Below are 15,467 nucleotides of genomic sequence, written 5' to 3' on the forward strand. Positions count from 1 at the left end.
CAGCGCCCGGCAGCACCTCAAAACTGTCCTGGGTGACCGGCTCGCCCAGCCCAGGTGCTGCCGCGAACTGATTGGCAGAAAATCCACCGTGCAGCGCTCGACCAGCGCGCCGAGCAGCCACCGTCCAGACGGACACACGAACTGGAGATAGGGCGAACGGCATGCTCTCATCCCGCGCCGCCCCGCGCAGCGGGACATCCAGATATAGTTGACAAAGTTAGTCATCTTGTGCGCTATCATCTCACCATGCAACGAACCGCCCTTTTCCTCGGCCTGGCGCTCACGGTCCCGGCCCAATTTCAATTGGCACAGGCCCAATCCACTCCGCCCGCCCAGCTGCGCCTCGGCGTGTTTCCCAATGTGACGCACGCGGCAGGCCTGGTCGGCATTCAGAAGGGGCTAATTCAGAAAGAACTAGGCAGCACCAAGCTGGTCGTCAGCGAGTTTGCCAATGGCTCGCAGGTCAACGAGGCCTTCGCGGCGGGGGCCATTGACGCGTCCTACGTCGGTCCCGGCCCGGCCATCAACGCCTTCTTGCGCGGCGTGCCGATTCAGATCTATGCCGGAGCCGCCAACGCGGGCGCGGTACTGGTGGCCAGAAACGGCAGCGGGATTCGCAACGTCAAGGCCCTCTCGGGCAAGAAGGTGGCGGTGCCCACGCGCGGCTCGACCCAGGACATCAGCCTGCGCCACCTGCTGCACGAGAACGGCCTCAAGGCCAGCGACGAGGGCGGCACGGTCACGGTGATTCCGATTGACCCGGCCAACATGCCCGCCGCCTTCGCCAGCAACCAGGTGGACGCCGCGCTGGTGCAGGAACCCTGGGGCGCGGTGATGGAGTCGCAGGGCGCGAAACTGATCGCCAACGAAAAGGCCATCTGGAACGGCGGCGACTACACGACCACCGTGCTGGTCGTCAGTACCGATTACGCCAAGAAGAACCCGGAGGCGGTTAAGGCCCTGCTGCGCGGGCACTTGGCGGCCATCAATTTCATCAAGTCCAGCAATGCCGGAGCGCAGAAAGCCGTCAGCGACGAGATCTATAGCTTTACCGGCAAGCGCCCCAGCAGTGCCGACTTGTTCAAGGGACTGGCCCGCACCCGCATCACTTATGACATCAACCTCAAGACGCTCGCCGAGTACGCGCAGCTCAACATGGAAGCCGGATTTGCCCGTGCCGTGCCGGACCTGGGCAAGCTGGTCGATCTGAGCTGGGTCAAAGCGCTGACGAAGTAAGCCGCAGCGGCCGGGCTATTTGAGCCAGCCGGGCCGCGCCTGCGCGCCGTCTTCGCGGAAAAACTGAACGCCCGCCACCGAGATGATCAGCCACTCGGCGTCCACCGGGCCGGTGTTGTCTATCCGGTGCAGGGCATTGGCGGGGACGATCAGGGTGTCACCCGCCCGCAGCTCGGTGGGCTGCTCGCCGCCACTAACGGTGACCTGGCCGGAGAGCAGCACCATGACTTCCTCGCGGTTCTGGGTATGGGCCGGGTTGAAGCCGCCGGGAGTCTGGCGCTGGCGCACCACGCTGACTTCCTGAGCGCCCAGGCTCGGCGTTGCCAGCGCTGTTCCAAAATTGCCGTTGGGTGACTCGATCGGTTGCTGGTCTTGAATGGGGTGTACGATCATTTTCTCTCCTGTCGGATGGGCTCCTGAACGCTTCAGGTCCCGACCCGGCACTATGGTAAGGTAACTTTCCTACTTAGACAAGGGGCTTTCCTATTTTACTACCCTCTGATCTTCCCTTCCCCGATTCAGCCACGCTCGAGCAGGCGAGACAAGATCACCTTGGCCGCTGGCTTCACCGTGCTGCCCGCGCCTTCAACGTGCTGGCGCTCGAACACCTGCACCGGCGTGGGCACACCGCCCTCAGCCTGGCCCATACCAATCTGCTGCCGCACCTGAGCGCCGAGGGCAGCCGCATCGTCACGCTGGCTGGTCGCGCCGGAATGACCAAACAGGCCGCCGGTCAACTGGTGGCCGAACTGGAAAAGCACGGTTACCTCGAACGCCAGGCCGATCCACAAGATGGCCGCGCGGTGCGGGTGGCGTTTACAGCGGCGGGCTGGCAATACCTGCTCGACGCCCAGGAGATCAAGCGGGCCATTGAGCAGGAATACCGTGAGCGGTTGGGGGAGCTGTTATGGACACAGCTCAACGACGCGCTGCGGATTCTGGTGGACGGTGCGCCGGAGAGCTAGCGGTCCTCGATCACCAGGGCGTCGTCGGGCAAGGCCACCTTGGTCTGCTCACGCAGCATCTGGACGAAGTTGGGCAAGACAGACGGCGACACGTGCTTCTCGTCGTTCCACACGTCGGAGCGCACCAGCGCCCGCCCGCAGTGCAGGAAGGCTTCCTCGACCTCGATGACGATCAGGCTGCGCGGCAGCTGGTTCTTGTAGGCAAAGCGGGCGAGCAGCGCCGGGTCGGTGGTGATGCGAGCCTTGCCGTTGACCCGGAACACCTCGGCCACCCCCGGCACCAGGAACATCAGTGCCACCTGTGGACTCACCAGGATGTTGCGCACGCTGTCGATGCGGTTGTTGCCGGGGCGATCGGGGAGCAGCAGGGTTTTCTCGTCGTGCACGTACACGACCTGTCTCACGTCGCCGCGCGGCGAACAATCCAGGCCCTCCGGCCCGGCGGTGGCCAGTACCACCAGCGGCGACTGGGCGATGATCCGGGCAAAGTCGGCGCTGATCTGGCCACTGACTTTGTTGCTGACCACCTGGCTGGGTTTGCGGTAGATCCGGCCCAGGTCGGCGGCCTTCAGTAGGTGGGCGGGGTCGAGCTGCATGCGCCAAGTGTACGGCGCACGCCCCGGCCGGCCTGACACTTGCCTGCACTCCAGCCGCGTACAGTATTCGGGTGAGTTTGCTTTCGCCTTCCCCGTCCGCGTCCGTCACCAGCTCCGCCACGCCGCCCACCCCCCGACGCGAACTCGTCAAGATCGCCCTGCCGGTCAGTCTGGAGTTCGTGGCGCAACTGGCGCTGGGCCTGGTCGATCAGATTATCGTGGCGCTGCTGGGCACGCTGGCGGTAGCTGGGGTGGGCTATTCCAACAGCGTCACCATGATTTTGTTTTTTACGCTCAATGCCATCGGCGCGGGCACCAGCATTCTGGTGGCGCGGGCGCACGGAGCCGGTGACCGGGCCGCCGCTTCCCGGCTGTTCGGCGCGGCGCTGACCCTCGGCACGCTGGTGTCGGGCCTGCTGGCCCTGCCACTGATTTTCGGCGGCGAAGGCTTTTTGCGCTTGGTCGGGGCCACCCCAGAAGTCGCTGGAGCAGGCGGTCCCTTCCTGAGCGTGGTGGCGGTGTCGCTCCCACTGGTGACCGCCGCCGCCATTTTCGGCGGGGCCCTGCGCTCCACCGGGCACGCCCGCACGCCAATGACCGTCACCATCGTGGCGGTGATTCTCAATACTGTGCTGGGCTACGCGCTGGTTACCGGCTTCGGGCCGTTTCCAAAACTGGGCGTTATCGGCGTGGGGATCTCGACCACCGCCTCGTATGCGCTGCGGGCCGGGCTACTGGCCTGGCAGACCTACGGGCGCGGCATTCTGGACGCCAGCGTGCCGCGCACCCTGGCAAGCTGGAAAAGCGTCCTCGCGCCGCTGATTCCGCTGAGCCTGCCGATGGCCGCCACCGAACTGGCCTGGAGCGGCGGCACCTTTCTGTACGCGCTGCTGGCCGGACGGATCAGCACTGAGGCGCTGGCGGGCATGCAGCTGAGCAACACCCTGGAAGGCGTGTTCATCGTGGCCTCGCTGGGGCTGGGGTCAGCGGCCACCGTGCTGATCGGGCAGTCGCTGGGGCGAGGCAGCGCGGCGGGCGCGGCAGCCTGGGCGCGCAGCGTGCGGCGCTGGGGCCTGGTGGTGGCGCTGGTGTGTGGGCTGCTGTTCGCGCTCACCGCACCGCTGCTGGGCCTGCTGTTTCCGCACGTGGACGCGGGCGTGCGCCAGCTCGCCACCATTTCCATTCTGGTCAACGCGGCCTTTCAGGTCATCAAGGTGCAGAACATGATTCTGGGCATCGGCGTGCTGCCGGGCAGCAACGACCCACGCGGAGTGCTGCTGGGCGACGCGGTATCGGCCTTCGTGGTGGGGCTGCCGCTGGCTTACCTGCTGGCCTTTCCACTGGGGCTGGGCTTCTGGGGCCTGCTGATTGCCCGCTGCGCCGAGGAAAGTGCCAAGCTGGTCATCTTGATGTGGCGGGCCAGACGCATTCGCTGGGAGCAGCACGTCTACACGGGTGAGGGCGAAGCGCCCATCACGGTGGGACACTGAGCGCCCCGTGACGCTTCTGAAAACCATCGCACTGCTGCGCGGCGTCAACGTGGGCGGCCACCGCCGGATGCCGATGCTCCGTCTCAAGTCAGTGTTCGAGGCGTTGGAGCTTGGGGAAGTCCAAACCTACATCCAGAGCGGCAACGTGGTCTTCGGGGGCGAAACGGGCAGCGCCGAACTTGAAGCGGCCATCGAGCAGGCATTCGGGTTCCCAGTGCCGGTGATCCTGCGAAATGCCGAGCAGTGGCGGGAAGTGATGATCCACAACCCCTACTCTGTCCAGGCCGCCGTGGACGGCAGCAAGGTGCATCTCGCATTTCTGGACGCGCCACTGCCAGCAGCAGGGCTGGATGCGTTGCTGGCCTTTCGGGGAGCGGACGAATGGCACCTCAGCGGCCCCGAACTGTACCTGCACACCCCAGAGGGCCTGGGCCGCAGCCGACTGAGCCAGATCGTCCATCCAACCAACTTGGGGGTCGGTGTGACGACGCGCAACTGGCGCACGGTGCTGAAACTGGGGGCGCTGGTAGGGATAGAGAAACAGTGACCGTGCCCTTCCTAGCCAGAGAGTGCGTGAGCGAATCAGCTGCACAGTAAAGGGTAGATCAGGAAGCTGTGCTCAGACAGGCCGCGTCGCCCAGACGGAGGTTGTCCGGCGACTTGCGGGTGGAGTGAGACACTGCTTTCTCCCGGCAAGCCGCATCAAAGACCACTTCGCGAACGAAGCCCAACAACGGGCCGAGTTGCGTCTCGACTTGCCCTGCTGTTTACGTGCACTTGCCAACCAGTTTGCCCTTCAGCCTCGGCATGGCGCTTGGCAAGTGCACCTTCATTCTGACCCTTGTGAGTGTGCAGTATCTCAGTACTCTCTCAGATTGCCAACCACTCCTGCAACGCCTTCACTTCCAGCGCTCCCGCTCCCACCGCCCCCGCTATCGCCTTCGCCGTCCACTCGGCCCCTTCCTTCGTGCTCACGATCGGCACACCGCGCTCCAGGGCCGTGCGGAGCAGCTGGCTTCCGGTGACATCGATCAGTAACTCAGGCAACTTCTCTCCGTCCTGCTCCCGAATGACGCTCAGGCCCGCGCCTTCCAGCATGCCCGCCACCTCGCCTAACCCCTCGCCCAGCAGCAGCGCCGTACCCGACAGCGGCAGATTGCTCTTGGCTCCGATCTCGGCGCGGTAGTAGGCCAGATACGGGTCGGCGTCGATGCCCATGCTCTCACCGGTGCTTTTCATCTCCGGCCCCAGAATCGGCAACACGCCCCTGAACTTCAGGAACGGCAGATGCACTTCCTTGACGCTATACATGGCGGGCACAGGCGTGTCGGTCAGCCCGATCTCCGCCAGCGTCTGCCCCACCGCGATGCGGGCCGCGTACTTCGCCAGCGGATGCCCGGTGGCCTTGCTCACATACGGCACGGTGCGAGAAGCGCGGGGATTGGCCTCCAGGATGTACGCCACCCCATCCTTCACGGCGTACTGCACATTCATCAGCCCCTTCACCCCCAGTGCCAGCGCCAGACGCTCGGTGGTCTCTTTGACCGTCTGCGTCAGCTCAGCGCTGAGGCTCACCGGCGGCGTGATACAGGCCGAGTCGCCGCTGTGCACGCCTGCCGCCTCGATGTGTTCCATGATGCCCGCCACCACCGCTGTTTCGCCGTCGCACAGGCAGTCCACGTCCAGCTCCAGCGCCCCCGAGAGGTACTGATCGAGCAGGATACTCGGCTGCCCTTCCACGGCGGCGTACACCTCATCCAGGTAGGTTTGCAACTCCTCGGCGCTGCCCACGATCCGCATGGCCCGCCCGCCCAGCACGTAACTGGGGCGCGCCATCAGCGGAAAGCCGAGTTTGGCCGCCAGTTCCTGAGCCTCGCCGGGATTCTCAGCGACCAGGCCCTTCGGCTGCGGAATGTCCAGCCGCTCGCACAGCGCGTTGAAGCTGGCCCGGTCCTCGGCCTCGTTGATGGTCGCCGGACTCGTCCCGATGATCGGCGCTCCGGCGGCTTCGAGGCGGCCCGCCAGTTTCAGCGGCGTCTGCCCGCCGAGCTGCACGATGACGCCCACCGGCTTCTCGTGCTCGATGACGTTCATCACGTCCTCGAAGGTCAGCGGCTCGAAGTACAGTCGATCGGCGGTGTCGTAATCGGTGCTGACCGTTTCCGGGTTGGAATTGATCATGATCGTCTCGTATCCGGCTTCCTGCAAGGCCCAGACCGCGTGGACGGTGGCGTAATCGAACTCCACCCCCTGCCCGATGCGGTTGGGACCGCTGCCCAGAATGACGATCTTGGGCTTGTCGGTGGCCTTGACCTCATCTTCCCACTCATAGGTGGAGTAGTGGTAGGGCGTGTGCGCCTCGAACTCGGCGGCGCAGGTGTCCACCGTTTTGTACACCGGGGTGGCGTTGGCCTTTTTGCGAAGGGCACGGACTTCCAGTTCGCTGAGGCCCACGATCTCGCCGATGCGGGCGTCCGAAAAGCCCAGCCGCTTGACCTCGCGCCAGTACTCGTACTTCCATTCGGCAATCGGGCCGAGGTCCAGAATCTCGCGCTCGGCGGCCACGATCTCGTGGAGCTGCCCCAAAAACCAGCGGTCGATCCGGGTCAGGTCGAACAGCTCATTCACGCTGAGGTCGCGCCGCAGCAACTCGATCACGGCTTCCAGGCGGCGCGGGTTGGGGTACAGCAAAGCGCGCAGACCCGCTTCGTCCAGCTCGGCATACATTCCGCGCACGTCCGCCTCGGTGCTTCTGAGCGCCTTTTGCAAGCTCTCCTTGAAGGTGCGGCCCAGCGCCATCACCTCACCCACCGAGCGCATCTGGGTGCCCAGGTGATCGGAGGTGCCGGGGAACTTCTCGAAGGCGAAGCGCGGAATCTTGGTGACCACATAGTCGATGCTCGGCTCGAACGACGCGGGCGTGACCCTGGTGATGTCGTTGGGCAGCTCGTCAAGGTGGTAGCCCACCGCCAGCAACGCGGCGATCTTGGCAATCGGGAAGCCGGTGGCCTTGCTCGCCAGCGCGCTGGAACGGCTCACGCGGGGGTTCATCTCGATGACGATCACGCGCCCGTTGTCGGGGTTGACCGAGAACTGAATGTTGCTGCCACCCGTCGCCACACCGATCTCGCGGATGATCGCCAGCGACATATCGCGCAGCCGCTGGTACTCCACATCGCTGAGCGTCTGGGCCGGGGCCACCGTGATCGAGTCGCCGGTATGCACGCCCATCGGGTCGAAGTTCTCGATCCCCGTGATGATGATCACCGTGTCGGCGGTATCGCGCATGACTTCCAGCTCATATTCCTTCCAGCCGAGAATGCTCTCTTCCAGCAGCACAGAAGTGACGGGCGAGTCGCGCAGGCCGCCCTCGGTGATGTCGAGGAATTCCTCGTAGGTGTGGGCAATGCCACCCCCGGTGCCGCCGAGCGTGAAGCTGGGCCGGATGACCACGGGCAGGCCGAGTTCCTTCTGGTATTCGATGGCCTCTTCCATGCTGTGGACCATCTTGCCCTTGGCCGTTTCCACGCCGATTTTTTTCATGGCCGCCTGAAACAGCTCGCGATCCTCGCCCTTCTTGATGGCCTCCACACCTGCACCGATGAGTTCCACATCGTACTTGGCAAGCGTGCCGCGCTCGTGCAGCTCCATCGCCAGGTTCAGCGCCGTCTGGCCGCCGAGGGTGGGGAGCAGGGCGTCGGGGCGCTCTTTGGCAATCACTTTTTCCACGAATTCGGGCGTCAGCGGCTCCAGGTAGGTGGCGTCGCTGAGGTCGGGGTCGGTCATGATGGTCGCGGGGTTGGAGTTAACCAGCACCACGCGGTAGCCTTCTTTTTTGAGCGCCTTGAGCGCCTGAGTGCCGGAGTAATCAAACTCGGCCGCCTGCCCGATTTGAATGGGGCCGCTGCCGAGGATCAGAATCGTTTGAAGGTCAGTACGCTTGGGCATTCTAAAAATAGAGTATGGCACGGATGGAGAAGTGGGACGCGAGGGGAATGTATGGTTATGCAAAATATCCAGAAGGCACGGCAGTCCATTGAATCTGCCCAACTGGTTGTGCATGTTGCTAAGGGCAAACCTATGAAAGAGCTGAATGGTTACCCTACAGTCGGTAGCTGTATAAATCCTCTGTATTTCAGATAAAGATTCAAATCTTTAAAACCTAAATAAATCAAATTGCTTTATATTGTCATCTGCCTTTCCTCGTCTTGGTGGCGGCTGCGGCACAGTAGAGATGTGACTCGACTCTTGAACTCCCCCGCTGCCCAACGCCTGCAAGTGGACATCTGGTCGGACATCGCCTGTCCCTGGTGCTACATCGGCAAGCGGCGCTTCGAGCAGGCACTCTCGCAGTTTGAGGGCAAAGACGACGTGGACATTGTCTGGCACAGCTTCGAACTCGATCTGTCCGCGCCGATCAGCAAACCCAGCAGCCTCAACGCCATGCGCGATGGCCTCGCCAGTAAGTACGGGCGCAGCACTGCCGAAGCCCAGGGCATGCTTGACAGCATGGCCCAGACCGCTGCCGAAGTGGGCCTGAGCTATCACTTCGACCAGGCCCAGCCCGCCAATACCTTCCAAGCCCATCAGCTGATTCATCTGGCCACCGAGCACGGCTTGCAAGACGCCATGAAGGAGCGGCTGCTACACGCCTATTTCAGCGAGGGGCAGCACCTGGGTCAGGTGGACACGCTGGTAAAATTGGGTGCTGAAGTCGGCCTAAAAACTGAGGAAATCCGCACGGCCCTCGAAGCGCAGACCTACGCCAATGCCGTGCGCCAGGACGAAGCGCAGGCCCAGGCCTACGGCATTCAGGGCGTGCCCTTCTTCGTGTTGGGCGGCAAGTATGGCGTTAGCGGCGCTCAGGCTCCCGAAACGCTGCTGAGCGCACTCAAACAGGTCTGGCGCGAGCAGGCTCCCCTCCAGCTGATGGGCTCTGCGGACGCGCAAGGTTGCGAGGACGGCTCGTGCGCGGTGCCGCAGGGCTGAGTCGGCCCTCGCCAGCGCTCCATCAGCTCAATCCGTGAGCAGAATTCAGCCGCATGCCACCCCGACCAGGGCCAGCGTGCGGCGAAACCTGGCCTCGTGCCACAGCATGACACCCAGGCCCAGTGCGCCCAAGCCCAGCAGGGCCAGCGGCCAGCCACTCGCCAGCAGGCCGTTCAGCCGCTGACCTGTGGGCCAGCTTGCCAGCAGCAGTGGCGTCGGCAGGGCAAAACTCAGCGGCACGCATACCACGTCCATCACGAACGAACGCCGGACGCGCTCCAGCTTCCGCGTAGCCACAGAAGCCAGCCCGAACAAAGTCGCGGCCAGCGCCGGAAGCGTCAGCACGGTCCAGAACGCCAGCCGCTCCAGCGCTGGCCCCAGCGTCAGGGCAAATACGGCACCGATACCCAGCAAATTGACCAGCATCCCCGGCGAGAGGCCGCCCAGCCGCCAGGCGAGCTGACGCGGCGACAGGTACAGCCGCCTCAGCGCCAGCCGCACCGTTAGCGGCGACCCGAACAGCTCGTCTGGGCTGCTGGCGTGCCCGGCGTCGCAGCGCTCGTCTTCCCAGTGGGCACGGTACTCGCTCTCCAACCGCAGCCGGGCGGCAGCAGGCAGGCCCCGGGTCGCCTCAGCCAGCCAGCGCTCCAGCGTCACGTCTTGCCGCCCATCACCGCGCTCACGGCCCGGATCTGGCGCTGCCAGTCGCCCTGCACCCGCGCCAGTTCGCGGCGGCCCTTCACAGTCAGGCGGTATTCGCGCCTCAGCCGCCCACCGACCTCCACCTCGCTGCTTTCCAGGAGCTGTTCGGCCTCCAGCGCGTGAAGGGCCGGGTAGAGGGTGCCTTCCTTGGCGCTCAGCAGCCCCTCGCTACGCCCCTTGATGGCCTGGGCAATGGCGTAGCCGTGCTCGGGCTGGCGCTCCAGCACCCCCAGAATCAGCATGCGGAGCTGCTGCGTGGTGTTCACGTGCTCAGTCTACCTTGAGAATAGAGGTATGGGCCGTCGGCTCTGGCCCGGCCAGCATCTGCACCGCTCCCGGAAGAAGCCGCACACTCAGCTCAGTCCGGGGGCCGATCACCTCACCGTCGAGGTGGGTCATCACGGCACTCTGCCAGCGGACCGTGACCTGCTGCCCGGCACCGGAGCGCACCCGCGGGTCCGTCAGGTGCCTGGCCCGCAGCACCTGGGCCATCAGCGCCAGCAAGCGCGGGCGGCTGAGCCGGGTGCCCAGCACCACGTTGAGCTGCCCATCGAAAGGGTCGGACGCTGGCGAAATCAGAAAGCCGCCGCCGTAGCGCGTGCCGTTCATGACCGCCACCAAACACGACGGTCCAGCGTAGAGCATCTGGTTGTCCAACACGACCTCCACCGTTTCGGTCTTGAGCTGCCGTACCGCGCTCAGCGCCGCCCACAGGTAGCGCCCGAACCCCGAGAGCCGCGCCGGAGCACGCCCCAGCAGCTCGGCCACCTGTGCGTCGAAGCCCATGCCCAGCCCGTTCATCAGCCAGCTTTCCTGGCCCGCAGAGGTGCAGTGCAGCACATCCGCAGCGCGGGGCGGGTGCTTCAGGCGAGCAAGGGCCGCTCCGAAGTCGCCGGGGCGCGACCCCAGCATTCCGGCAAAGTCGTTGCCGGTGCCCAGCGGCACCACGCCTAGCAAGCGGCCCGTGCCGACCAGCGCGGGCAGCAGACTGTTCACGGTGCCGTCGCCGCCCACCGCCAGCACCGCCACACCCGGCGGCAGCGTCTGCACCCGACTGAGAGCGTCCCCGGCGCTGGCCGCGCTCAGCCAATGCCACGGCACCCCCTGAGCGTTCAGCGCCGCTTCCAGCCGGGGCCACTCGCGCCGCGCCAGACCCCGCCCGGCCTGCGGATTGAGGACGACGGCCAGCGAGGAAAACGGCAGGGATGGGGGCGGCACAGTTCGGTCAGCATAGCGAAAAAGAAGCGATTTGTAGCTTCTGTTCATATCAAAGCCCAGCCGGAGGGCCAGCATAGGGCCATGCTTATCCCCCTGTTTCCGCTGCCCCAGTTCGTGCTTTTTCCGGGCCAGGTGGTGCCGCTGTATGTCTTCGAGCCGCGCTACCGAACGCTGCTGGCCCGCGTGCAGCAAAGTGGTGAAGCGTTCGGCATGCCGCAGATCCTGACCCCCTCCACCGAGGACCCCCGCCCGCTGGAAGCCCGGCTCTCGATGATCGGCACGCTGGCGCACCTGCGCGAGGTCGCGCCGCACGAGGACGGCACCTCCTCGATCACGGTGGTCGGCGGCGAGCGATTCCGGATTCAGCACCTCGTCACTGACCAGGACTACCTGTGCGCCGAGGTGGAGCTGCTGCCCTTGCAGGCCGACGACGACGCCCACAGCGACACCATTTTGCGGGCGCTGTCCAACCGACTGGTCACCGATCTGCTGCGGATGCGCCCCGACGACCGCGAGGCCATCGTGCACCATGCGCCGCCCGAGCCGCTCTTGCTGGCCTCGTTTGCCTCGGCCCTGCTGCCGCTCAGCGGCGAGGAACGCCAGCAGGTGCTGGAAGCCCCCAGCCTGACCGAGCGTCTGGAAACCCTGGTCAGCTTCGTGCCGGTGCCCGCACGCGACCTCAACTGAGCTTGAGTTTAAGCTGGCGACAATCTGCTCGCTAGCCCCGGTTGCGGGTGGTGTAGCCTTCCTCGCGCAGCAGCGCCGCCGCCCGGTCCACGTCCCCGGCCTCCTCCAGCCCCAGGCGAATGGCCCCGCCGTGTTCACGGATCGCCAGCACCTCGATGTCCTTGATGTTGATGCTGGCTTCTCCCAGAATCCGCGTGATGGCCCCGATCTGGTTGGGCTTGTCCGGCACCGCCACCACAAGGTCATACTTGGGCGGCAGCAGGCTGCGCTTGACCACCGGCAGGTTGTCGCGGGTGCGCTTGCCCTCGCTGGCGGCCAGCAGCAACTCTTCGGGGTCGTCGAGTGTGTCGGCCAGGTGCGAAAGCTGACGCGAGAAGCTGTGCAGGGCCTCGCGCAGGGCCACCTTGTTCTCGACCACCATGTCGCGGCTCATGAGCGGGTCACCGCTGGCCACTCGGGTCAGATCACGGAAGCCGCCTGCAGCCAGCAGACTCAATCGCTCGTCGCGGGCGACCATGTGGGTCAGCGCCAGGCTGGCCAGATACGGCAGGTGACTGACGGTGGCGACCAGCTTGTCGTGGGCGTCGGGCGGCATCACCACCGGGGCCGCACCGAGTTGCTCGACAAGTCGGCGCATCCGCGACAGGGCGGTCAGCGGCGTGCGCTCGGTGGGGGTTAGCACCCACACGGCGTTTTCGAGCAACCCCGCCGAGGCGTTGGCGACCCCACCGCGTTCCGAGCCGGTCATCGGGTGGCCCGGCACGAAGGCCCGTACCCCCAACGCCTCGAACTCGGCAGCGATGCCCATCTTGACGCTGCCCACGTCGGTAATCAGTGTGCCGGGCGCGAGGTGCGGCGCAAGGCTGCGCGCCAGCGAGGCCAGCACCTTGACCGGCACCGCCAGCACCACCAGATCGGCGCGGCCCAGCCACTCGCCGGGAGCGGTGCGCGCCTCGTCGATAACGCCCAGCGCCAGGGCTTCTTCCAGAGCCGCCGCGCTGGCGTCGAGGCCGATGATGCGCCGCGCCAGCAGGCGCTCGCGCAACCCCAGCGCCACGCTGCCGCCGATCAGCCCCACGCCCGCCACCACCACCGTATCGAAGGTTTCGGGGATCACCGGGCTGCTCATGCACCGAGCAGGCTAGCACGGCGCGGCTGTGGGTCCAGACAACTCAGCTCCGGCGGAGCCGTTCTTCCAGCTCGGCGCGCAGCTTGTGATGAATGGGAGCGCCCAGCAGGTGCTGCATCTGCTCGCGTGTAGGCGATTTGGTATAGAAGAACTCGAAAGCGTCCAGGACGGTGGGGGTGCCGGGCGGCAGCTGGCCCTCCAGCGTCACAGCGTCACCTGCACCGACTTCACCTTCCTCCAGCACCCGGGTATAAAAACCGGGGCGGCGCTGACGGCGAAACGTCTTGACGAACTGCGGGTCATTCATGCGGGCGGCCAGCGTATCGCAGGGAATGCGCGCCGCCGTGACTTCCAGCAGAGCACCGCCCACCCGCAACCGCGTCCCGATGGGCGTCGGTGCCGATTCCAGGCCCGAGATCAACAGGTTCTCGCCGAAAATGCCGGGTTCGAGCGGCTGGCCCAAGAAGGCGCTCCAAGCGTCGTAATCCGGCTGGGTGAACACGTACACCGCCTGATCTGGGCCGCCGTGGTTTCGGGTGTCCTGAATGTGGTCACCCGACGGACCAAGTGTGCCGATCAGCACCGGCTGCGAAACGGGCTGCTTGAAGATGCCGCTCTGCCCACTTTTGGCGGCGATGGGTTGACGCTGGCCGATATTGACGCTCAGCAGTTGCATGCTGGCATCTTAGTACGGCCCGGCTGGGTCAAGCGTCTGGCGTCGTCGGGCACAGGAGGCGGACTGGCGAAGCGGGATTCCACCTCCACACAGCCATTACTATGAAGCATGACCACCCAGTATCGCCCGGCGTTTCGGCTGCTTACGCTCTCGTCTCTCCTGCTCAGTGCCGCCGCGCTGGCTTACACCGACGCCACCGACGGCTTCTCGGTCACGGCTCCGACCGGCTGGAAGCAGTCCAGCTATCCAGGCACCTCGGTGGTGTTTCTGGCTCCAAAGACGGTCTCGGCATTCAACCCCAACATCAACGTGCTGGTCCAGGCGGTGCCCGCAGGCGTTACCCTCAAAGACTACGACGCCGTCACCCTGGACCAGATCACCAAGCTGATCACCGACGGCAAACTGATCAGCAAAAAGGCCGTGACCCTGGACGGACTTAAGGCCACCCAGCTCAACTACACCGGGCGGCAGGGACAGTACAAGCTGTACTTCACCCAGACCTATGCCCTGGTCGGCAAAAAAGCTTATGTGCTGACCGGCACGACCATTCAGGGTCAGCAAGCGGCGCTCCAGCCCGTCATGGACGGCTTCGTGGGGGCGTTCAAAGCCAAGCGCTGAGAGCACCAAATGTTGTGTGGTAAAGGAAATCGGCGATTGCCCGGCCCTCCAACGCCACTTGTCCGCCTGAGCGAACCGAAGTCGGAGGGGTTGGAACTGTGTCTTCAGGCAGCGCACCAGTGGCCCTTGCAAGCTTCCTGTCAGGGCTGAAACGCTAGGTTCAGGGCTATGACTGTGTTCTTGGTGCTGCTGGCCGTCGTACTGACGGGTTGGTGGCTCTTAAAAACTTGGCGGACGCCACCACTGGGCTGGGTGCCGGGCCATCAGGCCGACATCGTATCATCCGACGACGACCTCGATTTGCCGCCGCAGTTTCGGTTGCACTCCGGCCACGACGTGCTGTTCCCGGCGCAAGACGCCCTGACCATCCAGACCCGGAACTACTTTTTCGCGCCCGGCGAGAGCAACCTCTACGCCGAGCTGGTGGCGAGTCTGGCGGGCCGCTCGTACCGGGTCTTCCCGAATGTGCGGCTCGATTATATTTTTCAGCTCACGTCTGGTCCCTCGCCGCACACCCTGACCCGCCTCCAGGGTCAGGCGGTGGGCTTTCTGGTCGTCGAGACCCCGGAATTTCGCCCGGTACTGGGTGTGAGTCTGCGCGGCTCACCTTACGCCGAGCCTCAGCGTCCCGGCTTCCCGGCCTCAAACGATGATACCGAACTGCTCGAACTGGCGTTCCAGAGTGCCCGCCTGCCACTGCTTCATATTGACGCCAGGCGCAACATCGAGGCCGACGAACTTCAGAAGTTGGTGCTGCCCCTTTTGATGCAGACCTAGCCCGACGACATCGCCTGTCGGGAAAAGCAGACCCTCACCCGGCAAGCATAAGCGGGTGAGGGTTCAGGTCTGCGGAGAAGAAATTGAGCGCAACCCGTATCAGTCGGTTTCGTGGTGTTCGTGGGCGTCTTCGTGGAAAATGAAGGCACACAGGGCCAGCAGCAGCACGCCGAGCGTCAGCACGCTCAGCCAAGCCCCCTGGGTGGCCCAGGCCAGACCCAGCGGCACCACCAGCAGCGATAGGGCCACTCCCAGATAAGACGGTGCGGCAGACTCGGCTTCCATCGGCGCGGCACGCGGTGCCGGACGCCCAGAAGCGGGCACGTCCGGCTCGATGCGAACCGGGGGGTAGGTCTGGGGCAAGGCTTTTAACATGTGTCCATT

At 65.0% G+C, this 15,467-nt stretch carries 17 protein-coding genes; 8 read left to right on the forward strand and 9 right to left on the reverse strand.

Translation table 11 applies throughout. From position 1 onward, the window contains the following. Window positions 1-246: 246 nt before the first annotated feature. Entirely contained in the window at window positions 247-1,236 is a 990-nt protein-coding gene (locus GUI70_RS13665; protein WP_161882873.1) for an ABC transporter substrate-binding protein, read from the forward strand. Window positions 1,237-1,251: 15 nt separating this feature from the next. On the opposite strand, the gene GUI70_RS13670 is transcribed toward GUI70_RS13665, so the two are convergent. Beyond that, window positions 1,252-1,629 carry a cupin domain-containing protein gene (locus GUI70_RS13670; protein ID WP_161882874.1) on the reverse strand — a complete coding sequence of 126 codons (378 nt, stop codon included), beginning with the start codon at window positions 1,627-1,629 and terminating at the stop codon, window positions 1,252-1,254. A gap of 197 nt (window positions 1,630-1,826) precedes the next feature. Between GUI70_RS13670 and GUI70_RS13675 the strand changes: the two genes are divergently transcribed. Next, window positions 1,827-2,201 carry a MarR family winged helix-turn-helix transcriptional regulator gene (locus tag GUI70_RS13675; protein WP_237724911.1) on the forward strand — a complete coding sequence of 125 codons (375 nt, stop codon included), beginning with the start codon at window positions 1,827-1,829 and terminating at the stop codon, window positions 2,199-2,201. Here GUI70_RS13675 and GUI70_RS13680 read toward each other — a convergent pair. Then, on the reverse strand, window positions 2,198-2,797 hold the full coding sequence (locus GUI70_RS13680) for an MSMEG_1061 family FMN-dependent PPOX-type flavoprotein (RefSeq protein WP_161882875.1): 600 nt from the start codon (window positions 2,795-2,797) through the stop codon (window positions 2,198-2,200). The two genes, GUI70_RS13675 and GUI70_RS13680, sit on opposite strands and share 4 nt — an antisense overlap. A gap of 71 nt (window positions 2,798-2,868) precedes the next feature. Between GUI70_RS13680 and GUI70_RS13685 the strand changes: the two genes are divergently transcribed. Beyond that, entirely contained in the window at window positions 2,869-4,287 is a 1,419-nt protein-coding gene (locus GUI70_RS13685) for an MATE family efflux transporter (RefSeq protein ID WP_237724912.1), read from the forward strand. Between the two features lie 7 nt (window positions 4,288-4,294). After that, window positions 4,295-4,834 carry a DUF1697 domain-containing protein gene (locus tag GUI70_RS13690; RefSeq protein ID WP_161882876.1) on the forward strand — a complete coding sequence of 180 codons (540 nt, stop codon included), beginning with the start codon at window positions 4,295-4,297 and terminating at the stop codon, window positions 4,832-4,834. A gap of 323 nt (window positions 4,835-5,157) precedes the next feature. On the opposite strand, the gene carB is transcribed toward GUI70_RS13690, so the two are convergent. Beyond that, the gene (gene carB / locus GUI70_RS13695) at window positions 5,158-8,235 is read right to left on the reverse strand and encodes a carbamoyl-phosphate synthase large subunit (protein WP_161882877.1); all 3,078 of its coding nucleotides are present in this window, start codon (window positions 8,233-8,235) and stop codon (window positions 5,158-5,160) included. A gap of 288 nt (window positions 8,236-8,523) precedes the next feature. Between carB and GUI70_RS13700 the strand changes: the two genes are divergently transcribed. Then, window positions 8,524-9,276 carry a DsbA family oxidoreductase gene (locus GUI70_RS13700; RefSeq protein ID WP_202630482.1) on the forward strand — a complete coding sequence of 251 codons (753 nt, stop codon included), beginning with the start codon at window positions 8,524-8,526 and terminating at the stop codon, window positions 9,274-9,276. Between the two features lie 45 nt (window positions 9,277-9,321). Here GUI70_RS13700 and GUI70_RS13705 read toward each other — a convergent pair whose 3' ends face one another. From GUI70_RS13705 to GUI70_RS13715, 3 genes are read right to left on the reverse strand one after another with little or no spacing between them, the layout of a single operon-like run. Beyond that, complete coding sequence (locus GUI70_RS13705) at window positions 9,322-9,933, reverse strand: hypothetical protein (RefSeq protein ID WP_161882878.1); 612 nt, start codon at window positions 9,931-9,933, stop codon at window positions 9,322-9,324. Further along, window positions 9,930-10,244 carry a helix-turn-helix transcriptional regulator gene (locus GUI70_RS13710; RefSeq protein ID WP_161882879.1) on the reverse strand — a complete coding sequence of 105 codons (315 nt, stop codon included), beginning with the start codon at window positions 10,242-10,244 and terminating at the stop codon, window positions 9,930-9,932. Before GUI70_RS13710 ends, GUI70_RS13705 begins: the two co-directional genes overlap by 4 nt. Before the next feature lie 4 nt (window positions 10,245-10,248). Beyond that, a complete protein-coding gene (locus GUI70_RS13715; protein ID WP_237724913.1) occupies window positions 10,249-11,196 on the reverse strand; it encodes a diacylglycerol/lipid kinase family protein in 948 nt (315 codons plus the stop codon). An 81-nt stretch (window positions 11,197-11,277) separates the two neighbouring features. Between GUI70_RS13715 and GUI70_RS13720 the strand changes: the two genes are divergently transcribed. After that, on the forward strand, window positions 11,278-11,883 hold the full coding sequence (locus GUI70_RS13720; RefSeq protein WP_161882880.1) for an LON peptidase substrate-binding domain-containing protein: 606 nt from the start codon (window positions 11,278-11,280) through the stop codon (window positions 11,881-11,883). A 31-nt stretch (window positions 11,884-11,914) separates the two neighbouring features. Here the strand turns inward: GUI70_RS13720 and GUI70_RS13725 are convergent, their stop codons facing one another. Further along, a complete protein-coding gene (locus GUI70_RS13725) occupies window positions 11,915-13,012 on the reverse strand; it encodes a prephenate dehydrogenase (RefSeq protein WP_161882881.1) in 1,098 nt (365 codons plus the stop codon). A gap of 43 nt (window positions 13,013-13,055) precedes the next feature. Further along, on the reverse strand, window positions 13,056-13,688 hold the full coding sequence (locus tag GUI70_RS13730) for an MOSC domain-containing protein (protein WP_161882882.1): 633 nt from the start codon (window positions 13,686-13,688) through the stop codon (window positions 13,056-13,058). 108 nt (window positions 13,689-13,796) lie between these two features. On the opposite strand from GUI70_RS13730, the gene GUI70_RS13735 reads away from it, so the two are divergent. Beyond that, window positions 13,797-14,306 (forward strand): DcrB-related protein, encoded by a 510-nt coding sequence (locus GUI70_RS13735; RefSeq protein WP_161882883.1) that lies wholly within the window; start codon window positions 13,797-13,799, stop codon window positions 14,304-14,306. Between the two features lie 168 nt (window positions 14,307-14,474). Further along, the gene (locus tag GUI70_RS13740; protein ID WP_161882884.1) at window positions 14,475-15,083 is read left to right on the forward strand and encodes a DUF2726 domain-containing protein; all 609 of its coding nucleotides are present in this window, start codon (window positions 14,475-14,477) and stop codon (window positions 15,081-15,083) included. Window positions 15,084-15,182: 99 nt separating this feature from the next. Here GUI70_RS13740 and GUI70_RS13745 read toward each other — a convergent pair whose 3' ends face one another. Further along, window positions 15,183-15,458, reverse strand: a complete 276-nt coding sequence (locus tag GUI70_RS13745) for a hypothetical protein (RefSeq protein ID WP_161882885.1) — start codon at window positions 15,456-15,458, stop codon at window positions 15,183-15,185. Between the last annotated feature and the right edge of the window lie 9 nt (window positions 15,459-15,467).

This window comes from Deinococcus alpinitundrae, assembly GCF_009982895.1.
GTDB classification, from domain to species: Bacteria; Deinococcota; Deinococci; order Deinococcales; family Deinococcaceae; genus Deinococcus; species Deinococcus alpinitundrae.